The sequence below is a fragment of the Desulfoluna butyratoxydans genome, from assembly GCF_900699765.1.
Classification (GTDB): domain Bacteria; phylum Desulfobacterota; class Desulfobacteria; order Desulfobacterales; family Desulfolunaceae; genus Desulfoluna; species Desulfoluna butyratoxydans.
The window spans coordinates 247557-272582 of the sequence record NZ_CAADHO010000004.1 but is presented as its reverse complement, the minus strand read 5'-3'; the positions used below and the strand labels follow the sequence as shown (position 1 = coordinate 272582).

The following is a 25026-nucleotide window of genomic DNA, read 5'->3' as shown; positions in this document are numbered from 1 at the left end:
ACACCAACGATGACGCAGACCGCCACCGCCGGAGCCGATTGAAAGAGGAAGACTTCCATCAATACGCCGAGGACATATGTCGAAATCAGTTGATTCAAAACGAAACGTCAAAAAGAAGCCCCAAAAAACCCTTAAAGAAAAGAGACAGGCAAAGCACGAGAAAAAGCTCAAAAAAAACGCTCATTCAGACATCTAAGAGTTCAGGGCCTTAAAAAAGCGGCAAATAGCCAGCGCGGACGGTTTGCCATCAGGCCATGACCGATGCCGCCCGAACACCTCGCGGCCCCCTGCCGCAGGATGCCAGCCACCACGCATTTTTCAGGCCCCACTGCCTGCCCCGCCCCTTGATAAGGGGCGGGTACCAGAACCACGGCCCCACATACGGAATGTCCCCCCATGCTCACGTACAGACCCATCTCGGCAGCCGACTGGCCCCGTATCCTCGACATTCAACGAGAAAATTACTCTCCATCGTTCATCGAGAGCCTGGAAGCCCTCAAAAGCCGATGGGTCGCCTCCCCGACCACATGTCTTGTGGCCGAAGGCCCTTCGGGCATCCTTGGGTACGCCTTGTCCCATCCCTGGGCACAGGGCCACGCTCCGGCCCTGGATAGGCCCCTTGATGAGGGCATCTGCCCGGAGCTTCTCTACATCCATGACCTTGCCGTTGCCAAATCCGCCAGGGGCTCCGGAGCCGCCTCCATTCTGGTTCGCGCCCTTGCTTCCTGTGCTGCCGAGGCAGGCATGACCCGCATGGCCCTCACCTCGGTCCAGGGCAGCGACCCTTTTTGGGAACGCCATGGGTTTGCCCCCACACCCCTTGAAAATTCCCTGGCAGGTTACGGCGCGGATGCCGTTTACATGACCGCCACCATCCCCCGCCCCTGACACCCCTGAATTCCGCAAAACATCCGGGTCAAAACCCCACAAGAACAAAGGGGGCCATAAAGGCCCCCTTTGTTTCGTACGTTGCAGGATTCGAGCGCTATGAAAAAATCATGTAACTATTCAGCTCAAACAAGCCTCCGGTGGCCCTGCCGGGGGCCAACCTTTTAGCCTGATTTATAAAACCGGGTTTGACAAACAGGTCTTAAGCAAGCCTTTCCAGGCTCCGCCGAAATAATTTCCACTTTTTCACATTAGAAAAATTTTTTGCGGAGCTTTTTTTCAAAAAAACGACCCGCCGGAGGCAAGCTGAATAGTTACAAAATCATAAGCTCATGGTGCGGCATTCTTTTCTTCAAGGGTGACTACAACATCGGAATCCCAGGCCAGCCAGTCCCGCCACTTCTCGTCCATCTCCCTGTGCAGGACAAAGTGATGGTCCTTTTTCACCCGCTTTCCCTGTGCCTCCGTTTCGGGGGTGGCAAAGGCGATGCCGCCTGCAATCAAGGTCTCGAAGGATTCCGAGGAGATCTTCATCTTCGTCATCAGGCCGCCCTGGATACGGATGCCGCTGACATTCCAGAACCGCGTATCGGCGCTTACAAGATCGGCGAACTGTTCGTAAATGTTGATGTACACGTAAACCTTATCTCTTTTTTCCGACAGCTCCGACCCGGTGACATGCCCCACCTTGACCTGCCTGTAGGTCACCGGGCGATTTTTTTTCAAAGAGCCTAAAGTCTCGCTCTCCAGAACGAGATTCAATCCGGCCGGCTCATGCATGCGGACGGGGGGCTGCTCATACACCCTGAACTTACGCGCGGGTTTTCCACGCCCCGGCTCCATCTTCAGGTAAGCCCCTTTGATGATACTGCCGACATTGCGGATTCCCGATACGGATATCTCCGGGGTCACCACCCAGATGTAAGAGCCTTTGCGCAAAAGGGCTGCTGATTTTTTTGTAATACTGGCAGTGGCCACCAACCCCTGCATGTCTTTGGCCAGGAACACATCGGTGACCGTTCCGATGGTGACATTGCGATAGGTGATCTTCGCGCCCGGGTTGACGCCATGGTGCTGAGGCATGTAGAGGGTCACCTCGATGTTGTCCGCATGTCGGGCATCGTCAATATCCTCATAGAGCGGGAACGATTGATCGGGGGTCACCGCTTTGCCGCCTGCAGGGGTTTCAAACTCGATTCCTCCTGCAAAAATTGACTTGAAGGTTCCGATCTTCAGGTTGATGTTGGGCAGACTGGCTTTCAACTTGATGCCACTGACATCCCAGAAATACGACGTGGTGGTCACAAGGTGTGAGTATTGCTCGTACACAAGGATCTCCACAAGGATCGTCGCGTCCTCTGAGAGCCATGACTTAAGGACCTCACCCACCTGGATTTTCTTAAAAAGAACCGGGGCCCCCTGGTCATGCATACTGGACGCTTTGGTCTGGAGGATCAAGCGAAGCCCCGGCGCGCTTTCCATCAGGGCCGGCGGCTCCTTTTCCACAACAAAGAAGGATGAAAGAGCCGTCTCTTCCCCCGGCAACACCCCGATGTAGCTGCCGGACACCAGGGTATCGAGGCCCGAAATCTGATTGACGGACACCTCCGGGCGAACCACCCAGAACAAGGTATCCTCAACAATATGCTCCCTGGACGCCTTTCTCATTTCAATGATGGCATCCACGTAAAGAAGGTCCCGGGAGACAGTCAACCTCTTGACCATGCCCACGGGAAGGCCCTTGAAAAGCACCTGGGTTTTCCCCGGGGTGATTCCCACGGCGTCTTCCATGCGCACAACAATCTCGTACCCGGCCTCACGAACACTCTTGAGCACCAGCCAGCCTCCGATCATCAACGCGATGATGGGAAGGATCCACACGGGAGAGATACTTTTCCTGGTCTTCACGACGGCTTTGTTCATGGTGTCCATTCCTTGACTGAAAGATGTCTGTAGAGATGCGCCCCACAAAAACGCCCTGCCCGCACCTTTAGTTCATGACTTGTCACAACGCCCGTCCCAAAGGAGACGTGCGTCAAAGGTCAGGGCCGCAAGCATGGTGAAGGTCACCACCCCGGCAAAAAACGGGGCTCCGATGGCTGCATGGGTGGAGGAGAACTCCCCGAAATTCACGAGCACAGCCATCAGCGCAATGACAAAGATATCGAGCATGGACCAGCGCCCGATAAACTCGATAAATCGAAACATCAATGTTTTCTGACGCCGCCTTCCCTGCCACCCCAGCTGCACGGATAAAAGCGCCAGGGCAAGGCCGATGATCTTATAGACGGGCACGAGCACAGAAGCGGTAAAAATAACAACGGCTATCCCGTATTCCCCGGAGTGCATAAAATAGATTATCCCGTCCATGATGGTGGAGTATTGAGAGGCCCCGAGAAAATCCACCCGCATGATGGGCAACACATTGGCAGGCACAAACAATATGGCGGAAGCCGCCACCAGGGCCCAGGTCCTGCTGAGGCTGTCGGGCTTGCGATAGTGCAGGGCTGCTCCGCAGCGCGGGCACTCAGGCTCATCCTCTGTGGCGACATCATCGCCCTTTGTCAATTTTCCGCACTCATGGCAGCACATCAGCCCCGCCTCCATGGCGGTCTGCATCTCAGCTATGGGACCGGAAATGCCTCCATGGTCTTCAAACCCCAGCTGTTCGTCTATCTGAATCCAGAGGCTGGATTTATCCAGGACGGACAATGCGCAGAGGTTCATGACAACCATCACCAGAAAACAGAAAAATCCAATATTAAAGGTGATACTTGCCATGGAGTACACCTTGATGATGGTCACCAGGACGCCGATGAGGTACACCTCGCCCATCCCCCACTCCTCGAGGGACTGAAAGGTTCTCAGGAGCCAGGCCTGAAAACGGGGCAGGCGTTTTGTCTTGGCCAGAGCGGCAAGCAGAAAAAGCAGGGCCGGGTTTAAAAATGGGAGCAGAATCGCCGTGAGAAAGACCATGGAAGCCACGGCAATATAGCCCTGCCGGTACATGAAGATGCTGTTGTCCAGAATACTCCCACTGGTCTCCATACCCAGGGCGTTCAGGGTCATGAGCGGCGTAAAGACAGCAGGGACGTACACGAGAAGGACGATAAACGTAAAGGCAAGCGTGCGGTTGAGCGAATCCGTTTTGGGGGTATGGACTTTTGAACCGCACCTCGGGCAAAAGGCGGTACTGCCCGGCAGGACCTCCCCTGCCTCCACAAGCAAATCACAGCCATGGCAAGAGGTTACGTATGGGGGGCTCATCGTTCACCTTGAAATGAAAGGACCCGTAGATAAGGCGCATCACGGTGCGTCGTCACCCACGAATAAAGGAACGCTCTGCGAAAAGAGGGAAAACCTGACACCTTGACAGGCGTCAAGCATCACTTGAATTCTACCAAAGATATAAGCACCTTGTCACGCTCCATGATCATAGCGGCGTCATCCCGCGAAAGGATTTCTCAAAAACAGGCGATTCGGGCGCGAAAAAAATCGCCGAGCGTTCGCATCACAGACAACCGCGGGCGCATGGGAAATATGGCCTCACCGCACCAGGTAAAAGGAACTGAGCCGTGCCCACGTTTGCTAATCGTTTCGCCACCGGACTTGAAACTCGATCTCTTCCTCGGCACCTTCCCGTTCATGCTCCACCGTAAATGTGGCCCGCACCGGAACGTAAATCCTCTCTCCGGCGATCTGAATCTCAAATTTTTTCCCGGTTTCCAACGCATCGGCAAGCCGCCTGAGCTTGGCCACAAACTCGGAGGTGCTGTAAGCCTTTTCAATATCCCGTTCTTTTTTCATCTTGCGCTCCATTCAATTGGGTGTCTCCGCTGAAAATGGGGGGGGCGGGTGATACGGGTCAGTCTCCGGCAACGTCCCGGGTCATCCTGACTCCCAGGGCATACGCTTTTTCGCAATCTACGGGAAACACATCCCGCCTTCGCCGCATCTTGGCGTCCACATCCACCCTGTCGCACACAACGTTGTCATGGTCTTCAAACTGGAGGGTATCGTAACAGTACAGAGCCTCCGAGGCACCGAATATCATGGACAGGGTCATCTCGGTGGATTCAAGGGCATATCGCAGGCGCATCTCGGTCATCTCTTCTTCCGTGATGTTCATGGTGTAGATGAAGCCGGTGGCAATGGTGCGGGGAAAAAGTGCCCGCCAGGGATCCCCATACTCCAGGTAGGGAAACAGAAGCCGCTCCATAAAGGACCTCATCTCTCCGGTGACCCGCCCGAAGTAGATGGGTGACCCGAGGACCAGGGCATCAATATCCCGGATACCTTTCAGCACAGGCGCCAGTCCGTCTTTCACCGCACAGGCACCGTAGCTTTTGCTGTCTTTCTGCTTGCAGGCAAAACAGCTTCGGCACCCCTTGTAATCCAGATCGTAAAGATGCACCAGCTCCGTTTCCGCCCCTTTCGAAGCGGCCCCTTCCAGGGCTTTTTCAAGCAAAGTCGCCGTGTTCCATTTTTTCCTCGGACTGCCGTTGACTGCCAGAACCTTCATGGGACCCTCCTTCGAGTGGGTATGGACCGGCATCCGAAAACCGGCTGCCGGAGAGAGCCTGTGGTAAAGCCAAAGCATGACGGGACCATGGGAATCAAACTGGAAAATACTCGTAACAGGATCAAGGACGGATGACGACGCGTGTTGCGCGCCTTATAAATTTAGCAATCGGGTTTGTTATGGCGGTAAATTAACAAGTTACCCTTCACTGGGGTTAGAATCTGAGTCAATGGTCGCACCGGGCTGGCACCCTCCGTTTGCGAATACCGATCGTTTAATTTTTTTACTTACAACTTTTCTAGTGAATTTCATTTTCAACCGAACCTTGGAACACACCAGCTTCATTCTATCCAAGAGTGTAACGGTTACTTTCCCATTATTTACATAAACAGAATCGCAATCGTCCAGGTACCACAAGCTATAATTATTGGTTTTGAACCAGTGTGTTAATTGGTCGATATAAGGGTTCGTATAAATTCCACCATGGGTTTCTATAGAGACGATGGCAGGCCTGCTGATTAAGTTTTTTATGATAAACCACTCACTGCCTTCTGTGTCCACCGACAACAGATCTATGGAGCCGTCATCAATACTGTTGAATCTTACGGCCTTTACGGTAAACTTTTCCGTTTCCTGAACAATGCAGTTATCGTTCGTAATTGCCGGGCTGTCAGGAAGAAAACTCACAAAGGTGGAGCTTTCCCGTTTGCAAAGCTCTACTTCACCATCAAAATCACAGACAGCAACCTCGTGTAACGTAACGTTTCCCAGGGTGAATGTCTTTTTGATCAGATTAATCGAATCAGGATCGGGTTCAACAAGGGTTGCTTTGATGCCGCTTTCTATATAACGAAGAATATTTGACGTATCCGGATGCCATACACCGACTTCTGCGACGTGTGACGGAGAAAAACCATTTTTTATGGTTTTTTTATACAGCAAAGAGTTACTCATACCGTATCCCTATCTGTAAAAAATATATGGAGTTGAAGGACGAAACCACCCTGAAACCAAAGCCAGGGTTACCCTGCAAGAAACAGGCATGTAAACAAAATGCTTCCCTCAGTCTACCTCAACGATGGGTGACCTCACCAATTCAAACAGACAACGTGCCGGGCGAGTATAAACTGGATTTGCTCAGCACCGCTGAACATATGAGACGTGCAATGCCGAACCATTATGGAAAATCCATACGGATTTTGCAACGGACAAGTACTATCAAGCAAGAAACACTCCTTCCCCCCTGAGGGCGAGTCGTTGCGTTGCAGCCCAGCCCGTGCTGTGTTTTAATACTGGCATGAAGGAAGCAAACATGCCTTAATACTCACCACACGTGTTTCAGAAATTTAAGTTCCCTATCCCGGCTCGCCCGAAGGGTGAGAAAAACAAACAGCAAACCCTGATTTACATTTTGCACTTACAAAAAAGCTGACATTTTCGCTGTAGTATTTTGAAATCATGGAGCTTTCATCTTGGCTATTTGTTTTCTCATGAAATATCCGGGCTATGCCAATGAGCCTTCCCCACCCCTGTTGGGTGATATCGATATGGTCAAGGCATGATCTGAAACATTCCTGGTGCGTGCGCCTCCCGAGCCACAAAGCCAAATGCAGCATAAAAGGCCTCCAGGCCCTTTGCCGCCATGAGCCCGACAAAAGAACGGGAAGGAGCCTCCGCCCCCCACAACGCGGCCAAGGCCCACCAGGGAGCCGTTGTGCTCGGCGACAACAGAATACAGAGAGTTTGCCAGGGTGCGGCCTAGAGCCTTATCATCCGGGATGTCCCAGCCCACGGACAGTCTCAGCCCTTTGTACTCTTCAACCGTAGGAAGTCTTTGTTCAACATGCATAACACCAAACCCGAACCCTTTCATAACAAGTCGTTATGGTCATCCCATGGGCAAAACACCTGTGCCGGTTCAATACAGAGACAACACGCGACGGCATTCCCTACCCCTTTACCACACAACAACGAAGACAGAAAACCTAAAAACGTATTAAAACTCGGCAACATACGCCCCGCATCCCAAGAAAATGGTGTCATTTCTGGTGTCACCTCATTAAATCCTATCCCCGCACACATCATCACCTCACAAGGCGCTGACCATATTTCCCCGGACAGCCCCCCCGGCAACGGCAATCGACAGTGTGCTCCCCCATCATGAAACGGCCCCTACCCCCACAGGAGGTTACGATGCAAAACCACCTTACACCACGTGCCGCATGGGCGATTCTCATTTTTTCAACGATTCTGGTACTGACAACACGGCCCCCGGCATTTGCTGACTTCGGCCGAAAAGCCAATCTGGATTTCATTGTGGCTCCATACCTGATCAAACCCGGTCCCGAGACCATGACGGTCATGTTTGAAGCGTTCTGCCTCTCGCCCACCCTCCTTGTTCAGGAGGCGGGTACCTTCTCATGGGACCGCGTGGACACCAGAATCACGCCGGTCCTGCCCACCCTTTATAAGGCACGGCTCACCGGACTCAAACCGGACACAACCTATCTCTACCGTGTGGAAACAATCTTTCGCAGAAGCCCTGTTTACCGCTTCCATACGTGGCCTGAGGCCGCAGGGGACACCACCGTTGCCAAACTCGTCGCCATCAGCGACAGCCAGGGTGATCACCCGGAACGCCTTGCCGATGTTGTCACCAACGGCATCATCGCCGTGGAAGGAAATGGCAGCGCAGACGCCTGTGCTGAAACCCTCTCCGCCCTTCTCATAACCGGAGACCTGGTGACAAACGGCGACCGCAAAAGCCAGTGGACCGATGAATTTTTCGCGAACCTCCAGCCCCTTGCCTCCAGGGTTCCCCTGATCCCGGCCCTGGGCAACCACGATATGACACCCTTTTTCTATGCCTGTTACTTTGACATGCTTCCCGACGGCAGCCTTGAAAGCTGTCTGAAGCTGTCCCGCTACAACCTGCTGAACACCATGGTACTCACCCTCAACAGCAATGACCTGATCCAGATCGAGGGACTCCCGGATGCAGGGGGACTCCTCCAGCGAGAATGGCTCCTGGACCACCTGTACGATGCCCAGGATGACCCGGCAACGGACTTTGTCCTCGCCCAGTTCCACCACCCCTGCAAATCCGAACTCTGGCCTCCGGGTGAAGCCGAAAGGTCATGCCGCTTCGTTGCCATGCTCGAACGATTCACCGCAGACACCGGCAAGCCGAGCGTTCATCTTTTCGGCCACACCCACGCTTACTCACGGGGCCAGAGTCGGGACATGCCCCATGTCTGGCTCAATGTGGCCCCCACGGCAGGTGATATCGACTATTGGGGCGAATACGACATGAGCGATTACGATGAGATCCAAAAATCGGTGGATGAATTCGGTTACTGCCTCATCACCATCCAGGCCGGGTACCGCCCCTCCGTGCAGGTGGTGCGCAGGTCCGGAGGAAACGGAATCCAGTGGTTTCACTACACCGATGACACCATCAGCGATGCCTTCACGATCCGCCGCGACAACCAGGCTCCTGAGACGCCGGTGATCACGGCAACCGAACATGCGGGCGACCTTCTCCTTAACGGGACAGCCTTTAACGACCCGGATGGGGATTCTCACCTGGAGTCCCACTGGCAGCTTCTTGCAGAATCAGGAGATAAAATCATCGACATGTGGGGCAACCGCACCCGCGCGGAAAATATCTGGATGGGAGAAAACAGTCAGGAAGGGGTAGACATAACGGCTTATCGGATAACAGACCTTTCACCCGGCACCTACGGCGCGCGCGTGAGATACAGGGACGAAGGTTTCACATGGTCATCATGGTCTGAGACGATATCCATCACCATTCCCTGCACCTCCCTGTAAGGAAAGCTTCTTGAACGCATGCTTGATGCCCTCGCCTCTTGAAAAAAGCCCACCTCGTGATCACGAGGTGGGCTCCATTTCTTTCTCCTGACATTTCATAACAACCATACTCTATGGAGATATCATCTTTTCATGGGGTAGACTAATTATGCACAGACTTGACCGCCCTATCTGTGACACCTCGTCGAAAGTAAACGCAAAAAAACTCTGCCCCCAATGAATGAACGCTGAACCGACATGGGCTAAAAAGCACGAATGGGTTTTCTTAATGCTTCTGTTCACGCGGCTTTTCAAAATCACAGCATCCCAGGTTGCTTGAGCCGCCGATATCCTTGGGCAGTACGTAAAACGCCCTGGTCCAGTGGTCGGCATCGAGCGGCTGAAACTTGCCTTGTTCCAGCGGCTCAAAGCGAATTGCCTGCCCGGCGTCAAAACGCTTCAGCGGCACCTCATCTTTCATAACAAGGATGCCGTTGACAATGACATGCGGAATCCCCGACGAGGGGAGCGTTCCCGTCTCGTAGGTGGCATTGTCGGTGATGGTTTCGGGATTGAACATGGTGATGTCGGCAACCATGCCCTCCTGCATACGACCCCTGAGCTGCATGGCTTTCAGCCCCATGTCGCCGAGGGGTTTGGCATAGTTGTAGCTGGACATGGACACGGCCTGCATCAGGGGAATGTTGTTTTCCCGGACCATGCGAAAAACCTTGGCAAAAGAACCTGAAAATCGTGGGTGGACATTGGGCAGCTCTTCGTAAGGTGTCTCCCATGTCAGGCCCTCATCGGGAATCATGGGCATGCCGTCGCTGCCGATGGCAACACCCGGCATCTTGATCCAGTCCAGGATGGCTTTTTCGGGCATCTTGAATATCACCACAAGGCGGGTAGGCTCTTTCTTCAACATCTCTTCGCGGCTTTCCCGGGTGTAAAACTCACCGGTCGCCACATCCATCAGGGTTTCTTCATATGTGTTGCCAAGCGTTTCAACCCACACCTCCGGTTCAAGAAAGACGGCATTCAAGGCCGTGGAGCCTGCGTGATAGGGATAAACCTCACCCCAGACATTGTACCCTTTTTCACGCATACGGAGCATCAGTTCGTGAACCATGGCGTAACCGGGGTTGTTAAAGTGAAAGGCAATGCCCGGTGACCCCAGAGCTGCTGAGTTGGCAAGCATCTCCTGAATGCCGAGCACTTCTTCAACATCATTTCCCGGCGTGAACCTGAAATGCATCCCGATCTGACGCCCATAATAGCCCCCGAGCCGCTGCAACTCGAAGATCTCGCGCGAGGAGACGCCATCCCGCATGTAGCCTACGGTAGAGCCGATACCGATTCCCCCCTGACGCAGTCCTTCATCGATAATGGCCAGGATTTCGTTCCCCTGTGCCAGGGTGGGACGTGTTTCTGACCACCCCTGTTTCACGCGGGACGCGACGGCATCGGGTGTGTGCAGGTATTTCCAGTCCTTAAATCCGTCCAGGACCTCTGCACGCGCAAATTCATGGGCAACGGAAACACCAAGGTTCAACGGTGTGTTTCCCTCGATTCTACTGTAAAAATCAGCCACCTGATTACCTGGCGCCCCCACTTCGAGATCCATGATGGTCGTACGGCCGTCGCGCACCATCAGGCGATAGGCATAGGGTTCCAGACAGTGCTGGTGGCCATCGATAAACCCTGGGGCCACAACCAGCCCTGTGGCATCGATTGTCTCCTTTCCCTTGATCTCTCTGGGCGTGATCAATCCGATAACCCCATCTTTGACCCCCACATTGCGTATGGCGTCAAACTTGGTTTCCGGGTCCATCACCCGGCCATTGAGTATAACGATATCAAAGTCGGTATCGGCCGACATCGGCTTCATTTTGGCACCTTGTGGGTTAACACACCCGACCGTCATTCCAACCAGTAGCAAACAGAACATCCAGGCAACACGTCTTCTCATGATAATCTCTCCCTGGGGACTTCGTCATTTTCACCATAAACGGTGGTCCAACGCAATTCGACGCTACAGATTTTAGAAGTACGACGAAACGAAAAATTCGCAAAATCCTCTTTATCGCGATTTCCCGAAACTTCAGTTAAGTATGGAGTTTGACAAACAGATTCCAACAACATTAGCACGACAGGGGTATAGTCATATACCGTTACACTGCCCAGATGATTAAGTCAACAACCAGAGATATGCCTTTGCCTATCTCCATTTACCCCTGACACATGCTGTGCCGAGGGTCATACACTCTCAAAAAAAGTGCCGCCACCCCGTAGATAACTTGCAGGGCAAGCAGTGTGCGCAATGTCAGCTTATTTCTCTTAGTGAGTTCCATAGCCGGAGTGTCCTTCTGAGCCTGAGAGCTTAGTCGATTGTATTCTTGTAGATCTTTCCGTCTTTCATGATCAAGGCGAGGTGTTCTTCGGGATTTGTCAAAATGCTTATATTTTCCAAGGAATTCCCGTTTATCAGAAGAATATCGGCCAATGCCCCTTTTTCAATCACGCCAAGCTTTCCAGGATAGGGGTTCCGTGGGCCTTACAATGCAAGTATTGTGGTCAACAAAAAACGGACACTCAGGTTAAGCTGCAATTTTTAAGGGCTCTGCTTCAAACTCCATTGGGCTTACGTAACCCAATGTTGAATGTAAACGGCTTGAATTATACCAAGCTATGTAGTCGAGTACTTCCAATCTTGCCTGGTCCCGTGTTTCAAAACGGCAAAAGCTGAGCCTTTCTGACTTGAGGCTTCGGAAGAAGCGCTCTACAGGGGCGTTATCCCAACAATTACCCTTTCGGCTCATGCTGCATGTCATTTGATATTTATCGAGCCTTTCTTGATATTTTTTGCAGGCATATTGTGATCCTCTGTCTGAGTGGTGGAGCAAGCCAGGAGCAGGCTGCCGTCTCCACCAAGCCATATCAAGGGCATCAAGCACCAGGCGCTTTGTCATTCTTGCTCCAATATTCCAACCGACAATTTGTCGGGAATATAAATCCATAACAGTCGGTGGCGGATTGGCTGCTTCAGACAGGTAGTAGATTTTAACCCTCTTCGCGTAGTCCCCGGCATCTTTGTCCGTCGCCTTGTTATAAAGGCGCGGTCTAAAGGAAAAACCATACTCATACGTGTCTGTTGCATAGACAAAATAGCCATCCTTCTCGAGATCGGCTTTTGATTTCTCACCATCATACCCGGGAGGCAGCAGCAAATATTTCCCTCCTTTGCCTTTATCTCTGCCAGCAGGCCCGACATCTTCAATGGGCTGCGACCATGCATTCAGAATCGAGCCAAAATAACTCACCTTGTCCGTTGCCGGAGGCACTTCGACGATAATGGGGCCACGCTTGGAAGACAGGGATGCCCAGGCATAGGCCGTAACGTCGTTTGCCGTCAGGAAGCCATCGTCAGATCCCAGCGGTGCATTCAGATACGCCACATCGTTGAGATCTCCACCCAAATCACGTCGGATTGCCCTCACAAAGTCCACCATCACAACGGCAGGCATGTAGTAGATTGCCCCTTGAGTGGCGCGTTGGACCATGATCTTGTATTCAATATCCTCTACCGCACGCGCTCTAGCCAGTACCCCGTCAGTCTGGTCAAATGTTTTCTCCGGCGGTAACGTTTCTGCCCACGAAATCGATCCAACCACCGTCACCATAAGCAGCGCAACCACCATGACTGTTGTCTTCTTCATGTGAATGTTCCTTTTTTAGCAACTGTTCAGCCCATCTTTGCCTCCGGCGGCCCTGCCGGGGGCCAAACTTTTGCCCGATTTTATGAGTCGGGTTTGACAAACAGGTCTTAAGCAAGCCTTTCCAGGCTCCGCCGAAATAATTTCCACTGTTTCGTTTCGATGGCCCCTCAGGGCGATCGAAACGAAGCGCGGGTGCATTACAAAAGTTTTTTGCGGAGCTTTTTTTCAAAAAAGCGACCCGCCGGAGGTAAGCTGAATAGTTACCTTTTTTATTGAGCAACCGTGAAGTGTGGCACCGCGAAGGGAAGCAAAAAGAGTGGCACGGAGAACCCGCGCTTCAGCCAAACAAGCCAATACCATATTGAAATTTCAATACGCCAAAAAGACAGCCCGGCAAAAACCGGGGCAAGAAGAACGGAGCAAGGAATGATGAAGATTTCACGATTCAACAGATGCGAAACTGCACGTAGAAGGGTGGAGGTGGTTCCAAGGGTTGAGTGGCTCGCAAAAACGAACCTTGCATTTATCGACTAACGTACCACATCGCCACAAAACCCCAAACCATTTAATTAACATACCAATACACCAATCAAAACAAACAACACGCATGATTCCGGTGAACGACAACACCTGGTTTGAAACCGAAGGGACGTCAGATTTGCGAGCCTGGGGACTTACCCCCTATTCACCAAAATGACCGGTTTCCAGAAACCTCAACGTCTCGTGGATGGCTGTTTTGTTTTTCATGATAAAGGGATGAGTGGCGGGAATGGCGAGGAAATCGGCCATGCCGGATACAGGGGCCTTGTCCACGGCCACTTTGCCATCATCGGGACCGGGGATCAGGGCGGAGAGGATAAAATTGATGGTGCGGGTGCCGGTGAGGACGCCCACGGGGAAGGTCACGGGGCCGAGGGTGGCAGGGAGTTGATCAAGGCCCGTGCCGAGCTGGTTGCCTGCGGGGCCGTTTATAAGTTTAAAGAGGCGGAGCCGCCCAAGTTTGTCCACCACTTCGCTGCCCTGGTTGGGAGGACTGAGCATGACGGCACGATGGGGGGGCTTGATAAGCCCCTCTTTTACCAGGTACCGAAGGACAATCCCGCCCATGGAATGGGTGACAAAGGCGATGGAACCGCCGGTGGTTTGGGAAAAGGTATTCACCATAGGCGCCACGTGGTCCCGGCAGAGGACCTCCACCGGGTAATCCGTGGAAGGATAATCGATGTTGAGAGTCGGATAGCCTGCGGCCTGAAGAGCTTTTTCCATCTTTTTCATGGATGATGCGGACCGCGCCAGGCCGTGGAGCAGGACCACGCCGCTGGGTCTGGTCGGGGCTGTATCCGCCAGAAGAACGGATGCCGTGGAAAGGATAATAAAGACACTGACAAGACAGGCCACGCCATGTTTCATCACTTGACCTCCAAAAGAATGTTCCCGTGTTAACGCAGGCACAACAACGCAACATAGCGATGCCGCCCTTCGCCTTACACCCTCGCCCTTCGCCTTTAGCCTTTAGCCTTCCCTCCCAAACAACGCCCCATCACCGCGTCTTCCACCACACAGGCCCGTTCAGGCAACAAGGGGTCCACAAGCACCCGTACCGCGCTGCCCCTTTTCTTCCCGCGCCAGCTTTCGTCTGCCACCACCACGGTGGATCCCTTTACGGCCCTGCCCTCTTCAGTGATGCCGGTAAAGGCCACCTGTATCCGGGTGGCGGTAAAGGGCACACAGTAGGCGGAAGAAAAGGAGTCCACGGTGCCGTTAATCAAATCACCCCGACGGTAGAGCCGTCCTTTGGCAGCCGCGCCCGCCCAGGTGAAAGCCAGAAACGGGAGGCCCATCATGGCAAAGATTCCGCCGATGACAGCAATGGCCCACCGGGGAAAGAGCACCGGAGGAAAATCGGGAAGAATGGAGTCGCTGCCGGAAGCGAGGGCTGTCACGGCCTGGCCGGGCTTGAGGGCGTAACCTGCTTCGGCCATGGTCTGGACAGCATCCATGATGGAAACACCGTTATTCTGATAGCTGTAGGTGATGCGCACCGGGTTGCGATTCTCGATGGTGATGCGTGTCACGGGCTTGACATCCACCACCGTGGCGGTGACCGGACTGCCCGTTTTAAGAATAGAATCAAAGTCCGGCCCCTTGCCGTCCATGGAGGTGATGAGCCAGCTGAGCATACCAAGGATAAGGATGGGACAAACCGCCAGCATAAGCCCCACCCCAAGGGCGCGGGGCCGGTCCAGTAAAAACCGGATAAACAGACCGGCGGACACGTGCCGAGAACTCGAACTGTTCATTACAGGGTCTCCTTAATATAAGAATAAAAGCAATGCCTCGGCCGACGTGGGTTACGAACGCTGAAGGGTTGTGCCTTCCTGAACCATCCTGGCCCTTTGGCAATCCGTCCAGATAACACGGCATGCCAGAACACACTCGTATCACAGCTAACAAAAAAGACAAAAGGTGTTCTTTGTTCCAGTCGTTATGAAAAGGGTGGCTGCACTGGCCATGGAGCCCGTCTCGCGGCCACAAAAAAACGCACAGGAACATAAGGTGCTCCGGTGCGTTTCTTTGTGGTATTCTTTTCGAAGGTTCAAGGCAGCGCATCACCCGAGCCTGCCGCCCGGGAAATCCTGTTTCTCCCCTGCCCTGTTCCCTGTAAATCTGTGTCTTATGCCGTATACAGGTTGTTGGAGGAAAAGAGGGGATCGGTGGTGAGGTAAACTCCCAGCCGCCTCAGGCCCGCCTCGTCGCCGGGGGTGGGCATGTGGGTCATGTGCATCTCACAGCCTTTGAACTCCTTGAGCCCTTCCATGGCCAGCTGAACCGCATGGTTGCTGGTGGCGCTGATGGCCAGGGTGATGAGGGTCTCCTGAAGGTCCAGTGAGAGGTTCTTTTCTCCCAGCACATCGGTCTTGAGGTTGTTCACCGAGTCCACGGTGGCCTGGGGGAGAAGCTGGATCTTGCCGGGAATCTCCGCCAGGTATTTCAGGGCGCGGACAATGGCGCTGGCTGCGGCGTGCATGCGGGGAGAGTTGGAGCCGGTGATGATGGTGCCGTCTTTCAGCTTGATGGCGGCCCCGCAATGGAGCCCTTCGTTGCCCAGACGGGGGTCGGCCTTGGCCTCTTCCGCGGCCCTGCGTGCAGGACCCACCACGGAGCGATCCTCTTCAGTGAGGTCGAACTCCTTCATCAGGAGCTCTGCGCGCTGGACCGTGTCTTTGTCCACCATGCCCAGAACATACTCGCAGCGATAGCGCAGGTAGCGACGGATCAGCTCCTGCCTGGAGGCCTCCTGGGCCCCTTCGTCGTCGGCGATGGCAAAGCCCACGCGGTTTACGCCCATGTCCGTGGGAGAGAGGTAGAAGGACTCATCCCCGGTGATCTTCTGGAGGATCCTCTTGAGCACGGGGAAGACATCGACGTCGCGGTTGTAGTTCACGGACTTGGTGTCGTAGGCTTCCAGGTGAAAGGGGTCGATCATGTTAACGTCGGCCAGATCAGCCGTGGCCGCTTCATAGGCGATGTTCACCGGGTGTTTCAGGGGCAGGTTCCAGACGGGAAAGGTCTCGAACTTGGCGTAGCCTGCCTGGATGCCGTGCTGGTGATCGTGGTAGAGCTGGGAGAGACAGGTGGCCATCTTGCCGCTGCCGGGACCCGGGCCGGTGACGATAACCAGGGGTTTTTCGGTCTTTACGTAGTCGTTGACCCCGTAGCCCTCGTCGCTGACGATGGTATCCACGTCCGTGGGGTAGCCCTTGGTGAAGTAGTGGGTGTAGACGTTGATCCCGCGCCTCTCCAGCTTGGTTTTAAAGAGGACCGCCGCAGGCTGGTTTTCAAAACGGGTGATGATGACGCCCCTCACCTCGATGCCCCACTCGGAAAGGTCGTCGATGATCTTGAGGATGTCGGTCTCGTAGGTGATCCCGAAGTCGGCGCGGACCTTCTTACGTTCGATGTCCCCGGCGTAAATGCAGATCAGTACCTCGGCCTGGTCTTTGAGCTTCTGCAGGAGGCGTATTTTAATGTTTGGATCATAGCCCGGAAGCACGCGGGCGGCATGGTAGTCGAACATCAGCTTGCCGCCGAACTCCAGGTAGAGCTTGTTGTCGAATCGTTCAATACGCTTCCGGATCTCACCGGCCTGCTCCCGCAGGTACTTCTCATTATCAAAAATCTGATTTGCACTCATAATCAAAACCTCAAGGGATCGGTTCACAAGCCGTGACGAGCACGCAGGAATTCTTTAGACACAGCAAAGCCGTGCCGCAATACCGGCATGTATCATTCAAACGACTCTTTCAGGGGGTTGGCACGATGGTCCCAAAAAACGCAGGACCCCGCCGCAACGGAACACTGCATGATGGCCGCCCCGCCACAAGGCACTGCCTGGACGGTGCGGTCGTCTCATCGACTTTACAAGACGACATCTAAACTCAGCCCGGAACCGGGTTAAGGGGTGGTGAACGGGTTATCTATTGCCACAACGTTTCGGGATTACCATAGGTGGGAGGCAACTGCAAAGAAGATTCTTTGCCCCCGTCCGAGGTGCGTTGCTGTCAAAATCCTGTAGAAAGCCCAATGACGGGGTGTCCGGGGTTTGAGCCTGCAACGGGGAAAAAATGCAAGGGACACCCGGGCCCCCGAAGCAAGGAAACACCGGCTCTGTAAAGGGCCGATGACGCCCCCTGAATGAAGGGAGCCACAGGCCTTCCCCACCGGAAAAATGAATATTTCCAGGCCATGCGGCCCCGGCACCACGCCGTGGTCCACGGGATATGACCTGCCGTTGACCCCATTTCCAAGCCTGTGCTAACGTATAGTCATCTCAACAGATCTTACGCAGCACGTCCCCACATCCCAAACCCGCTCAACCCGCAAAGGACACCCCATGAAGACACGCATGACGGATCTCTTCGGATGCAGGTACCCCATTCAATGCGGCGGTATGCTCTGGATCGCCGAACCTTCCCTGGCTGCGGCCATCAGCAACGCAGGCGCCCTGGGGAACCTCACTTCGGGAAACTACAACAGCGCAGACGACCTGCGGGCCGCCATCGATGACACCAGGCGCCTCACGGACAAGCCCTTTATCGTGAACATCACCACCATGCCCTCCATCCGCCTTCCCGTGGAGCTGCTCCAGGACTTTTTCCGGGTCTGCTGTGAAAAAAAGGTCACCGCCCTGGAAATTGCCGGGGCCCCCGTGGACCGGTTCCTGGGGCCCGAGTTCATCCCCATGGCCAAAGAGGCAGGGGTCAAGGTGCTGCACAAGGTGGGCACGGTCAAACACGCGGTGCATGCCCAGAAGGTGGGCTACGACGCCGTCACCATCGCTGGGTTCGAGGAGGGGGGCTTCCCCCATATGGACAATGTCTCCACTCTGGTGCTGGTCCCCCGGGTGGTCTCCGAGGTGGACATCCCCGTCCTGGCCGCAGGGGGCATGGCCAATGGCCGCAGCCTGGCCGCGGCCCTGTCGTTAGGTGCCGACGGCATCATGATGGCCACCCGCTTCCTTGCCACCCGGGAGAGCGGTGTACACGCCAACATCCACAAGGTGCTCATGGAAAAAAAAGAGAACGACACCTCCCTGAACCTCCAGTCCCTTCTGAGCGCCTTCGGCCTACAGGTTCGGGCCCTGTCCAACACCGTCATGCGCCAGGTGGCGGAGGTGGAACAGAAAGGCGGGGACCTCACCGACCTTCTCCCCCTCATCTCCGGCGAACGCGCCAAGGCTGTCTGGAAAGAGGGCAACGCAGAAGAGGCCATGCTCACCATCGGTCAGTCCGTAGGACTCATTGAGGACATTCCCGGCGTTGATGAACTCATCCGGCGAATGATCGAAGAAGCCCGCCAGGCCCTTGATGAGGCCGTGGGTCTCTTGTCTGATGACGAAGGGGCGTTGCCACGGAAAAACTCGGCTTGAGGGTTTTGAGCAGGTCCTTACCTTAGCTGTTCAACCCAGGGTTGCCTCCGGCGGACAACCATTTACAAAGCTGAGCAAGCCGTTTCATACGCCTTTGACGCAGTGTCGACATGTTTGCACCTGCGCTACATTTTTTTACGGGGTTTCTTAAAAAAAGCCCCCCGCCGGAGACAAGCTGAATGATGACCCGACAGCGACCCCATTTTTGCGGTGGATGCATGAAACAATATATAACAGCCACGGTCCTGATTCTTTTGCTGATGACCTCCTGCAGCGTGGGGTCGGCCATACGGAGCGGGGCCCGGACCGTCTACAAAACCGCCGTGGACGAGCGAAGCCTCAAGCACATCTTAAACGACAAAAAACTCACCGCCCTGCTCATGGAAAAAATCCTGGCCGATGATATCACCATGGTCCTGGATGCCTCGGCCAAGTGCTACTACGGCTACCCCTTTATCGTGGGACAGTGCGACACCCTGGAAGAGGCTGAGCGCCTTGTGACCATCGCCCGACAGGTCACGGGCAAGCCCCCGGTGCCCTACATCCTGAAAAAAGGAGACGAGCGGTTCTGCACCATCACCGACGACCTGCGCATCACCACGGAGCTCAACGCCAGGCTGGTTTCTGACAGCGCGGTCTTCTCCACCAACGTGTACGTCAAATCCGTGCAGTGTCATGCCGTGCTCCTGGGGGTGGTCGGCTCGGACAAGGCCGTGCAGGCCGCCGAGTATCACGCCCGCCACACCCCGGGGGTAAAAAAAGTGCGTTCCTTTCTCCTGTCCACCGGAAGCGGCAGGTCCTGGGAAGCTGTTCTGGACACCATCGCCGAGATGGCCATGAAAGATGATGACGAATTGATCACCGACGATCAGCCTGAGGCGCCGGCCCTCCAGCCCCCTGACCAGGCCCCGATAGAAGAGGCCCCACCCGCTCCGTAGCGTGGCGATACCCATATCAACCGTTGCTCCGATGCCGCCCGGTTCCTGTTCCCCCACCCGCTTTCAGTGCGATGGGTCCATCGTTTTTTCATTGAACAGGCGGGCCATATCGCGTATCTTTTTCTTAATCAAACAGAGCAGTTGAAACAAGCCAGCCATTCCGCGCCGTGTCAACAGAATCGCCTCACGGTGTGACTCCGACGAATAAAAAACATCCAAGCCCACCGCTCGGCCCGGCCGCTGCCCCTGCCTCCAGGCATCCCCCCTTTTTCTGCGCCTTCCGGGCCTGACGCCACAACGCACCACCCAGCATGTTTGGCCCATTTGTCCATGAGAGAAGTCTCTTCACCCAAAAAAAGGACAGCGTGCCCCCATGAAAAAGACAGCCCTTGTGTTCACCCGTCTCTTCGTCGCCTCATCCGTTGCCATTATGTGCGTCTCCTGCGCAGGGTCACGTTCGCACCCGGACATCCCGGCAGACAGACGGGTCATCGGTGAGGTGGAGCCCGTGACCCTTGTCGATGCGGGTATCACCCTGCCAGCCCGTATCGACACGGGTGCCACCAGCTGCTCCCTGGACGCCACGAACATCGAGCGCTTCGAGCGCGACGGCAAAAAATGGGTCCGTTTTACCCTCACCGACAAAAAAACCGGCGACACGCATGAGCTTGAAAAAAAGCTGTCCCGAACCGTAAAAATCACCAGACACGGCGAGGAGAGCCAGAGGCGGCCTGTGGTCAAAATGAAGGCCATGCTCGGGGGCGTTTCCCTCTACAAGGAGTTTACCCTCACGGATCGTTCGGAATTTACCTACCAGGTGCTCATCGGCCGCAATTTCCTGGAGGGTGAATTCATTGTCGATGTGACCCTCAAAAACGTCACGACCCCCATGGGTGAGGAGTAACACATGAAACAACGTATCCAGATCATCGTCATCATCGTCATACTCATTGCCCTCGGTGCAGGGGCTGCCGCATACAAACACATCAAGCTCGGCTTTCCTTTTTTTCCGGAACAGAAAGAAACGGTCTGGACCATTGAGGCGACCATCACGTTCACGGCCCTCGGAGGCCCAGCAGAGGTCTCGGTGAACATGCCCAAAACGGACTCGCTTTCCATCACGGGCAGGCAATCCGTGACCAGGGGCTATACATTCGAACGGATGAAAGGCCATGGCGTCTGGACCACCGACAGGGCAGACGGTGAGCAGAAGATCTTTTTCCGCACCACGGCATACCGCCATGCAAAGGACGTCAGGCTGAAGCCCGCCGCCATGGAGACAACACCGCCCCTTTCCTTTACCGGCCCGCAGCAGGCCGCTGCCACCAACATCGTCTCGGAAGCAAAAAAAACAGAGGACCAGCCGGTGGATCTCGCCGATACCATCCTCAATGCCCTCAATGATCCCCTCAACGACGACGCCGCATTGCTCCTCTCCCATGCGGAGGAGCACGGCGGGAAATACATCCTTGCCAGCGGCCTTATCAACATGGCGGGCGTCAAGGCAAGGAAAGTCAAAGGGCTCAAGCTCTCGGAAAGCAGGAAAAAACAGACCCTCAAAAGTTACATCGAGTTTCTTGACGGTGACAGGTTGAAGCTCATCGACCCGAGAACCGTCAAGGTTGAAAAACGCAACGAATTTCTCCTCTGGCGGTACGGAAACGACGCCATCCTCGATATCACCGGGGGCACGGGCGGAAAGATCACCTTTTCCACCCTGGAAAGGACCGTCTCCGCACAAAGAGCCGCGGTCACGCACGGCAAATTCAACAAGCACATGCTCATCGATTTTTCCATCTACAGCCTCCCCGTCTCACAACAGAACACCTTCAAGCTCCTGCTGCTCATCCCCATCGGGGCGCTCATCGTGGTGATCCTTCGCAACCTCGTGGGAATCCAGACATCAGGCACCTTCATGCCCATCCTCATTGCCATGGTCTTTCTCGAAGTCAACCTCCTGGCAGGACTGGCCCTGTTTCTGCTCATCGTCGGGGTCGGCCTGTTTCTCCGCTCCTACCTCAGCAGCCTCAACCTCCTGCTTGTGCCCAGGATTTCAGCGGTGCTGGTCTTTGTCATCATCATCTATGTGGCCATCAGCGTCATCAGTATCAAAATGGGATTCGAAGCGGGGCTCAGGGTCACCTTTTTCCCCATGATCATCATCTCATGGACCATCGAGCGCATGTCGGTGCTGTGGGAGGAAGAAGGCCCGCGGGATGTCCTGGTCCAGGGTGGGGGCAGTCTCTTTTCCGCCTCCCTTATCTTCCTTGCCATGCAGAGCAAATTCGTCGGCCACCTGGCCTACTCCTTTCCGGAGCTGCTGCTGGTGGTTCTGGCCGTGATCATCATGATCGGGAGCTACTCAGGGTACCGGCTCACCGAACTGCGCCGGTTTGAACCCCTTGCCGGAGGGAAATGACCATGTTCTTCACCTCTCCTTCAAAGCTGAAAAAGGCAGGCGTCGTGGGCATGAATCGCCGCAACGTGGTGATGATCGCCCGGAACAACCCCAGGCGGCTCTACCCCCTTGTGGACGACAAGCTCCGAACCAAGATCATCCTGGAAAAGGCGGGTATTTCCGCCCCGAAGCTCCTTGGCGTCATCAAAACTCAGGGTAATGTGAGGGAACTGGAAGATTTTCTGGAAGGATGCCCGGCCTTTGTGATCAAACCGGCCAGGGGAAGCGGCGGGAAAGGAATCCTCGTCATCAGCGGACGCCAGGGGCGGGATTTTCTCAAACCCGGCGGCGGTCTCGTCTCCATTGGCGAGGTCAAACGTCATGCATCCAACACCTTGAGCGGCCTTTTCAGCCTGGGCGGCAGCAATGATGTGGCCATGATCGAAGAGATGGTGGAGTTCTCCACGGCCTTTGACGGGTTCTCCTACCAGGGGGTCCCCGACATTCGTGTCATTGTGTACAAAGGATACCCGGTGATGGCCATGACCCGCCTCTCCACCACAGCCTCGGACGGCAAGGCCAACCTCCACCAAGGGGCCGTGGGGGTGGGCATTGATATCGGAACAGGCAAGGCCCTGAAAGCGGTTCAATTCGGCCGCCCCCTCACCCACCACCCGGACACGGGCAAGAACCTCGCCACCTTTGTCGTGCCGGACTGGCCCAAGTTTGCAGAGCTGGCAGCGCGGTGTTACGACATCACCGACCTGGGGTACCTCGGTGTGGACATCGTCCTGGACAGCACCAAGGGCCCCATGATCCTGGAATTGAACGCCAGACCCGGCCTTGCCATTCAGATTGCCAACGGCACCGGCATCCAGCCCAGGATCACCTGCATTGATGGCGAACGCCACACCCAGCGAACACCATCGGAAAGGGCCCTGTTTGCCATGGACACCTTTTCGGCCCATGGCAACGCCCCCCAGATGCCATCCGAAGCGCGGCTCTGATCCCGCCTCTTTTCCCGCCCCTCTTCCCGCCTCTGGGCTGCCCAAACCAACCGGTCCCCGACGCCTCTGTCGAGGACCGGTCTCTTTTTAAAACTTGTAATTAAAATTCACGGCAAAGGCATGGATCTCATTGGTGGAATAATCACCCCGAAGGGTGCCGCGCAGGGGCTCGCTCTCAAGGTCCATATTGGCCGCCCCCGCATCAATGAACTCATAGGCCGCCCCCACGGTCATGTCTGCGTTGATATCATACTGAATCCCGGTACCGATCCGTACCTGGCGATCCAGCGGGGCATCCGGTGTTCGTGTGCTCCTGTCCATGGGTGAGGTGTCGTAGGCCATGCCAAAGGACCAGAGCCAGGGATCGTCGAAGCGATACTGGGCGCCCAGGGCAAAGTGCCAGGTGTCGTCATAATCATGGTCCTGGGTCAGGCTTGTGGCGGTGTTCGAACGAAATGTCAGGGTCTGCTGTCCGAAGGCGCTCCAGTCCTGCCAGCCGACATTGGCCAGAATTGACCACTGGTCCGTAAGCTCAAACACACCGCTGGCCATGATCGCCTGGGGAATATTCAACCCCAGGTCCACGGTGCTCCCGGTGAGCCCCAGGCTGTTCAGAAGCGCCTGCAACCCCGGTCCCACATTGGTCAAGGACGCAGAGTCCTTGAACTCCATCTCCACCTCCGAACGGTAGGTCAGGCCGAGGCGAAGCCTTTCCATGGGCTCCACGAGAACACCCAGGTTAAAGCCAAATTCGGTATCGTCCTCCTCAATGCTGAGCTGGCCATCCGCTCCTGGCTCCAGATTGGCCAGGGCCACCTTCTGGTCCAGTTCTCCGTAGACCAGACTGACGCCAAACCCCACGGAGAGCATATCACTGATTCGGTAGGAGATTCCCGGGTTAACCGAGTAAGTGATGAGCTCAGCTTCCTGGATAAAGTAGCGCCCGGCCCAATTGGCACCGTAATCCAGCCCCAGGCCGAAGTAGGACCCGGTGGAAATGCCCAGGCTGACATCGTCGTTGAGCTTGTGAACGTAATGAAAACCAAAAATCGGAACAAAGCCCCCGGCATCGCCGCCGTCCCCCCCGCCCTTGCTCGACTCATACGAGGAGAACTTGGCTTTAACCTCAAGTCCCACCAGGGCGAGCATGAGCTGGGACCGATCGAGGCGAGACATACCGGCCGGGTTGAAACTAGCCGTGGAGGCATCATTTGCCAGGGCCGCGCGACCTGCCTGGGCCGTGCCCATATCCGGTGTCCCGGCCTCATAAAGCCAGACTCCACCGCCAAAGGCTGCCTGTGCCGAAAGAAACAACAACCCAATACTCACCCAAAGCCATCCCATAATTTTCATAGCGTCACCTCTGAGGAAATGATGGATTCAATAAAATAATCTCGCGTATTGGCCGAGGAGCAGAGCATCCCATGAGCAGCATCTCAAGCACACCGACCAATCGGTATTGCCATGCAATCGGACACGGTCCGCCTGAACCGGCACCCTCAAAACAAATGGGGCCCAACGCATTGTCGGTGATTTATCGGGAATACATTCGTGCTGATCGCAGGGATACGACCCAGCCATGGAAATGGCTACAGAAAGAGGAATCGGACAATGGAATGGACAGGGCCTGAAAGGCGTTGCCGGTCATCCCACCAGATGGTGAGGAAATCCATGGCGGCTTGATGGAAACCTGCCCGCGGATATAATACACGGAACCCCGCGGGCAATAACAGGGGCAAAACGGATTAATCCAACCATTACTAATACTCTGTAAATATACGCAATACGTCGCCATTATTCAAGCAATAAAAC

At 55.0% G+C, this 25026-nt stretch carries 17 protein-coding genes and 2 pseudogenes; 7 read left to right on the top strand and 12 right to left on the bottom strand.

The window, feature by feature from the left end; genetic code table 11:
• Positions 1-396 precede the first annotated feature (396 nt).
• Complete coding sequence (locus tag MSL71_RS13330; RefSeq protein WP_180141094.1) at positions 397-888, top strand: GNAT family N-acetyltransferase; 492 nt, start codon at positions 397-399, stop codon at positions 886-888.
• Between the two features lie 330 nt (positions 889-1218).
• On the opposite strand, the gene MSL71_RS13325 is transcribed toward MSL71_RS13330, so the two are convergent.
• From MSL71_RS13325 to MSL71_RS13305, 5 genes are all read right to left on the bottom strand, one after another.
• Positions 1219-2811: a PqiB family protein gene (locus MSL71_RS13325; RefSeq protein WP_180141092.1), complete on the bottom strand. Its 1593-nt coding sequence runs from the start codon at positions 2809-2811 to the stop codon at positions 1219-1221.
• A 72-nt stretch (positions 2812-2883) separates the two neighbouring features.
• A complete protein-coding gene (locus MSL71_RS13320) occupies positions 2884-4155 on the bottom strand; it encodes a paraquat-inducible protein A (protein ID WP_180141089.1) in 1272 nt (423 codons plus the stop codon).
• Positions 4156-4476: 321 nt separating this feature from the next.
• Positions 4477-4695 (bottom strand): amphi-Trp domain-containing protein, encoded by a 219-nt coding sequence (locus MSL71_RS13315; RefSeq protein WP_180141088.1) that lies wholly within the window; start codon positions 4693-4695, stop codon positions 4477-4479.
• Positions 4696-4753: 58 nt separating this feature from the next.
• Positions 4754-5410: a flavodoxin family protein gene (locus tag MSL71_RS13310; RefSeq protein ID WP_180141086.1), complete on the bottom strand. Its 657-nt coding sequence runs from the start codon at positions 5408-5410 to the stop codon at positions 4754-4756.
• 198 nt (positions 5411-5608) lie between these two features.
• The gene (locus MSL71_RS13305) at positions 5609-6364 is read right to left on the bottom strand and encodes an FkbM family methyltransferase (protein ID WP_180141084.1); all 756 of its coding nucleotides are present in this window, start codon (positions 6362-6364) and stop codon (positions 5609-5611) included.
• Between the two features lie 1239 nt (positions 6365-7603).
• Here MSL71_RS13305 and MSL71_RS13300 point away from each other — a divergent pair.
• Complete coding sequence (locus MSL71_RS13300; protein WP_180141081.1) at positions 7604-9244, top strand: purple acid phosphatase family protein; 1641 nt, start codon at positions 7604-7606, stop codon at positions 9242-9244.
• Between the two features lie 265 nt (positions 9245-9509).
• Here MSL71_RS13300 and MSL71_RS13295 read toward each other — a convergent pair whose 3' ends face one another.
• From MSL71_RS13295 to MSL71_RS13275, 6 genes and pseudogenes are all read right to left on the bottom strand, one after another.
• On the bottom strand, positions 9510-11195 hold the full coding sequence (locus MSL71_RS13295; RefSeq protein ID WP_180141079.1) for an amidohydrolase family protein: 1686 nt from the start codon (positions 11193-11195) through the stop codon (positions 9510-9512).
• A gap of 628 nt (positions 11196-11823) precedes the next feature.
• Positions 11824-12246 (bottom strand): annotated as a pseudogene (locus MSL71_RS26910) (IS3 family transposase); the annotation flags it as partial.
• Between the two features lie 54 nt (positions 12247-12300).
• Positions 12301-12735: pseudogene (locus MSL71_RS26905) on the bottom strand (DUF1254 domain-containing protein); the annotation flags it as partial.
• Positions 12736-13623: 888 nt separating this feature from the next.
• Positions 13624-14352: an esterase/lipase family protein gene (locus tag MSL71_RS13285; RefSeq protein ID WP_180141075.1), complete on the bottom strand. Its 729-nt coding sequence runs from the start codon at positions 14350-14352 to the stop codon at positions 13624-13626.
• 95 nt (positions 14353-14447) lie between these two features.
• Positions 14448-15242 carry a DUF3592 domain-containing protein gene (locus tag MSL71_RS13280; protein WP_180141073.1) on the bottom strand — a complete coding sequence of 265 codons (795 nt, stop codon included), beginning with the start codon at positions 15240-15242 and terminating at the stop codon, positions 14448-14450.
• Positions 15243-15616: 374 nt separating this feature from the next.
• Positions 15617-17137 (bottom strand): DUF1846 domain-containing protein, encoded by a 1521-nt coding sequence (locus tag MSL71_RS13275; RefSeq protein ID WP_180141071.1) that lies wholly within the window; start codon positions 17135-17137, stop codon positions 15617-15619.
• Positions 17138-17836: 699 nt separating this feature from the next.
• Between MSL71_RS13275 and MSL71_RS13270 the strand changes: the two genes are divergently transcribed.
• From MSL71_RS13270 to MSL71_RS13250, 5 genes are all read left to right on the top strand, one after another.
• Positions 17837-18871, top strand: a complete 1035-nt coding sequence (locus tag MSL71_RS13270; RefSeq protein ID WP_180141068.1) for an NAD(P)H-dependent flavin oxidoreductase — start codon at positions 17837-17839, stop codon at positions 18869-18871.
• Positions 18872-19089: 218 nt separating this feature from the next.
• Positions 19090-19809, top strand: coding sequence for a BON domain-containing protein (locus tag MSL71_RS13265; RefSeq protein ID WP_180141065.1), 720 nt, complete (start codon positions 19090-19092; stop codon positions 19807-19809).
• Positions 19810-20182: 373 nt separating this feature from the next.
• Complete coding sequence (locus tag MSL71_RS13260; protein ID WP_180141063.1) at positions 20183-20713, top strand: ATP-dependent zinc protease family protein; 531 nt, start codon at positions 20183-20185, stop codon at positions 20711-20713.
• A 3-nt stretch (positions 20714-20716) separates the two neighbouring features.
• Positions 20717-22228 carry a UUP1 family membrane protein gene (locus tag MSL71_RS13255; RefSeq protein ID WP_180141061.1) on the top strand — a complete coding sequence of 504 codons (1512 nt, stop codon included), beginning with the start codon at positions 20717-20719 and terminating at the stop codon, positions 22226-22228.
• Complete coding sequence (locus tag MSL71_RS13250; RefSeq protein ID WP_180141059.1) at positions 22225-23214, top strand: alpha-L-glutamate ligase-like protein; 990 nt, start codon at positions 22225-22227, stop codon at positions 23212-23214. The genes MSL71_RS13255 and MSL71_RS13250 overlap by 4 nt, the downstream gene beginning before the upstream one ends.
• A gap of 87 nt (positions 23215-23301) precedes the next feature.
• Here MSL71_RS13250 and MSL71_RS13245 read toward each other — a convergent pair whose 3' ends face one another.
• Complete coding sequence (locus MSL71_RS13245) at positions 23302-24567, bottom strand: OmpP1/FadL family transporter (RefSeq protein WP_180141057.1); 1266 nt, start codon at positions 24565-24567, stop codon at positions 23302-23304.
• Positions 24568-25026 lie beyond the last annotated feature (459 nt).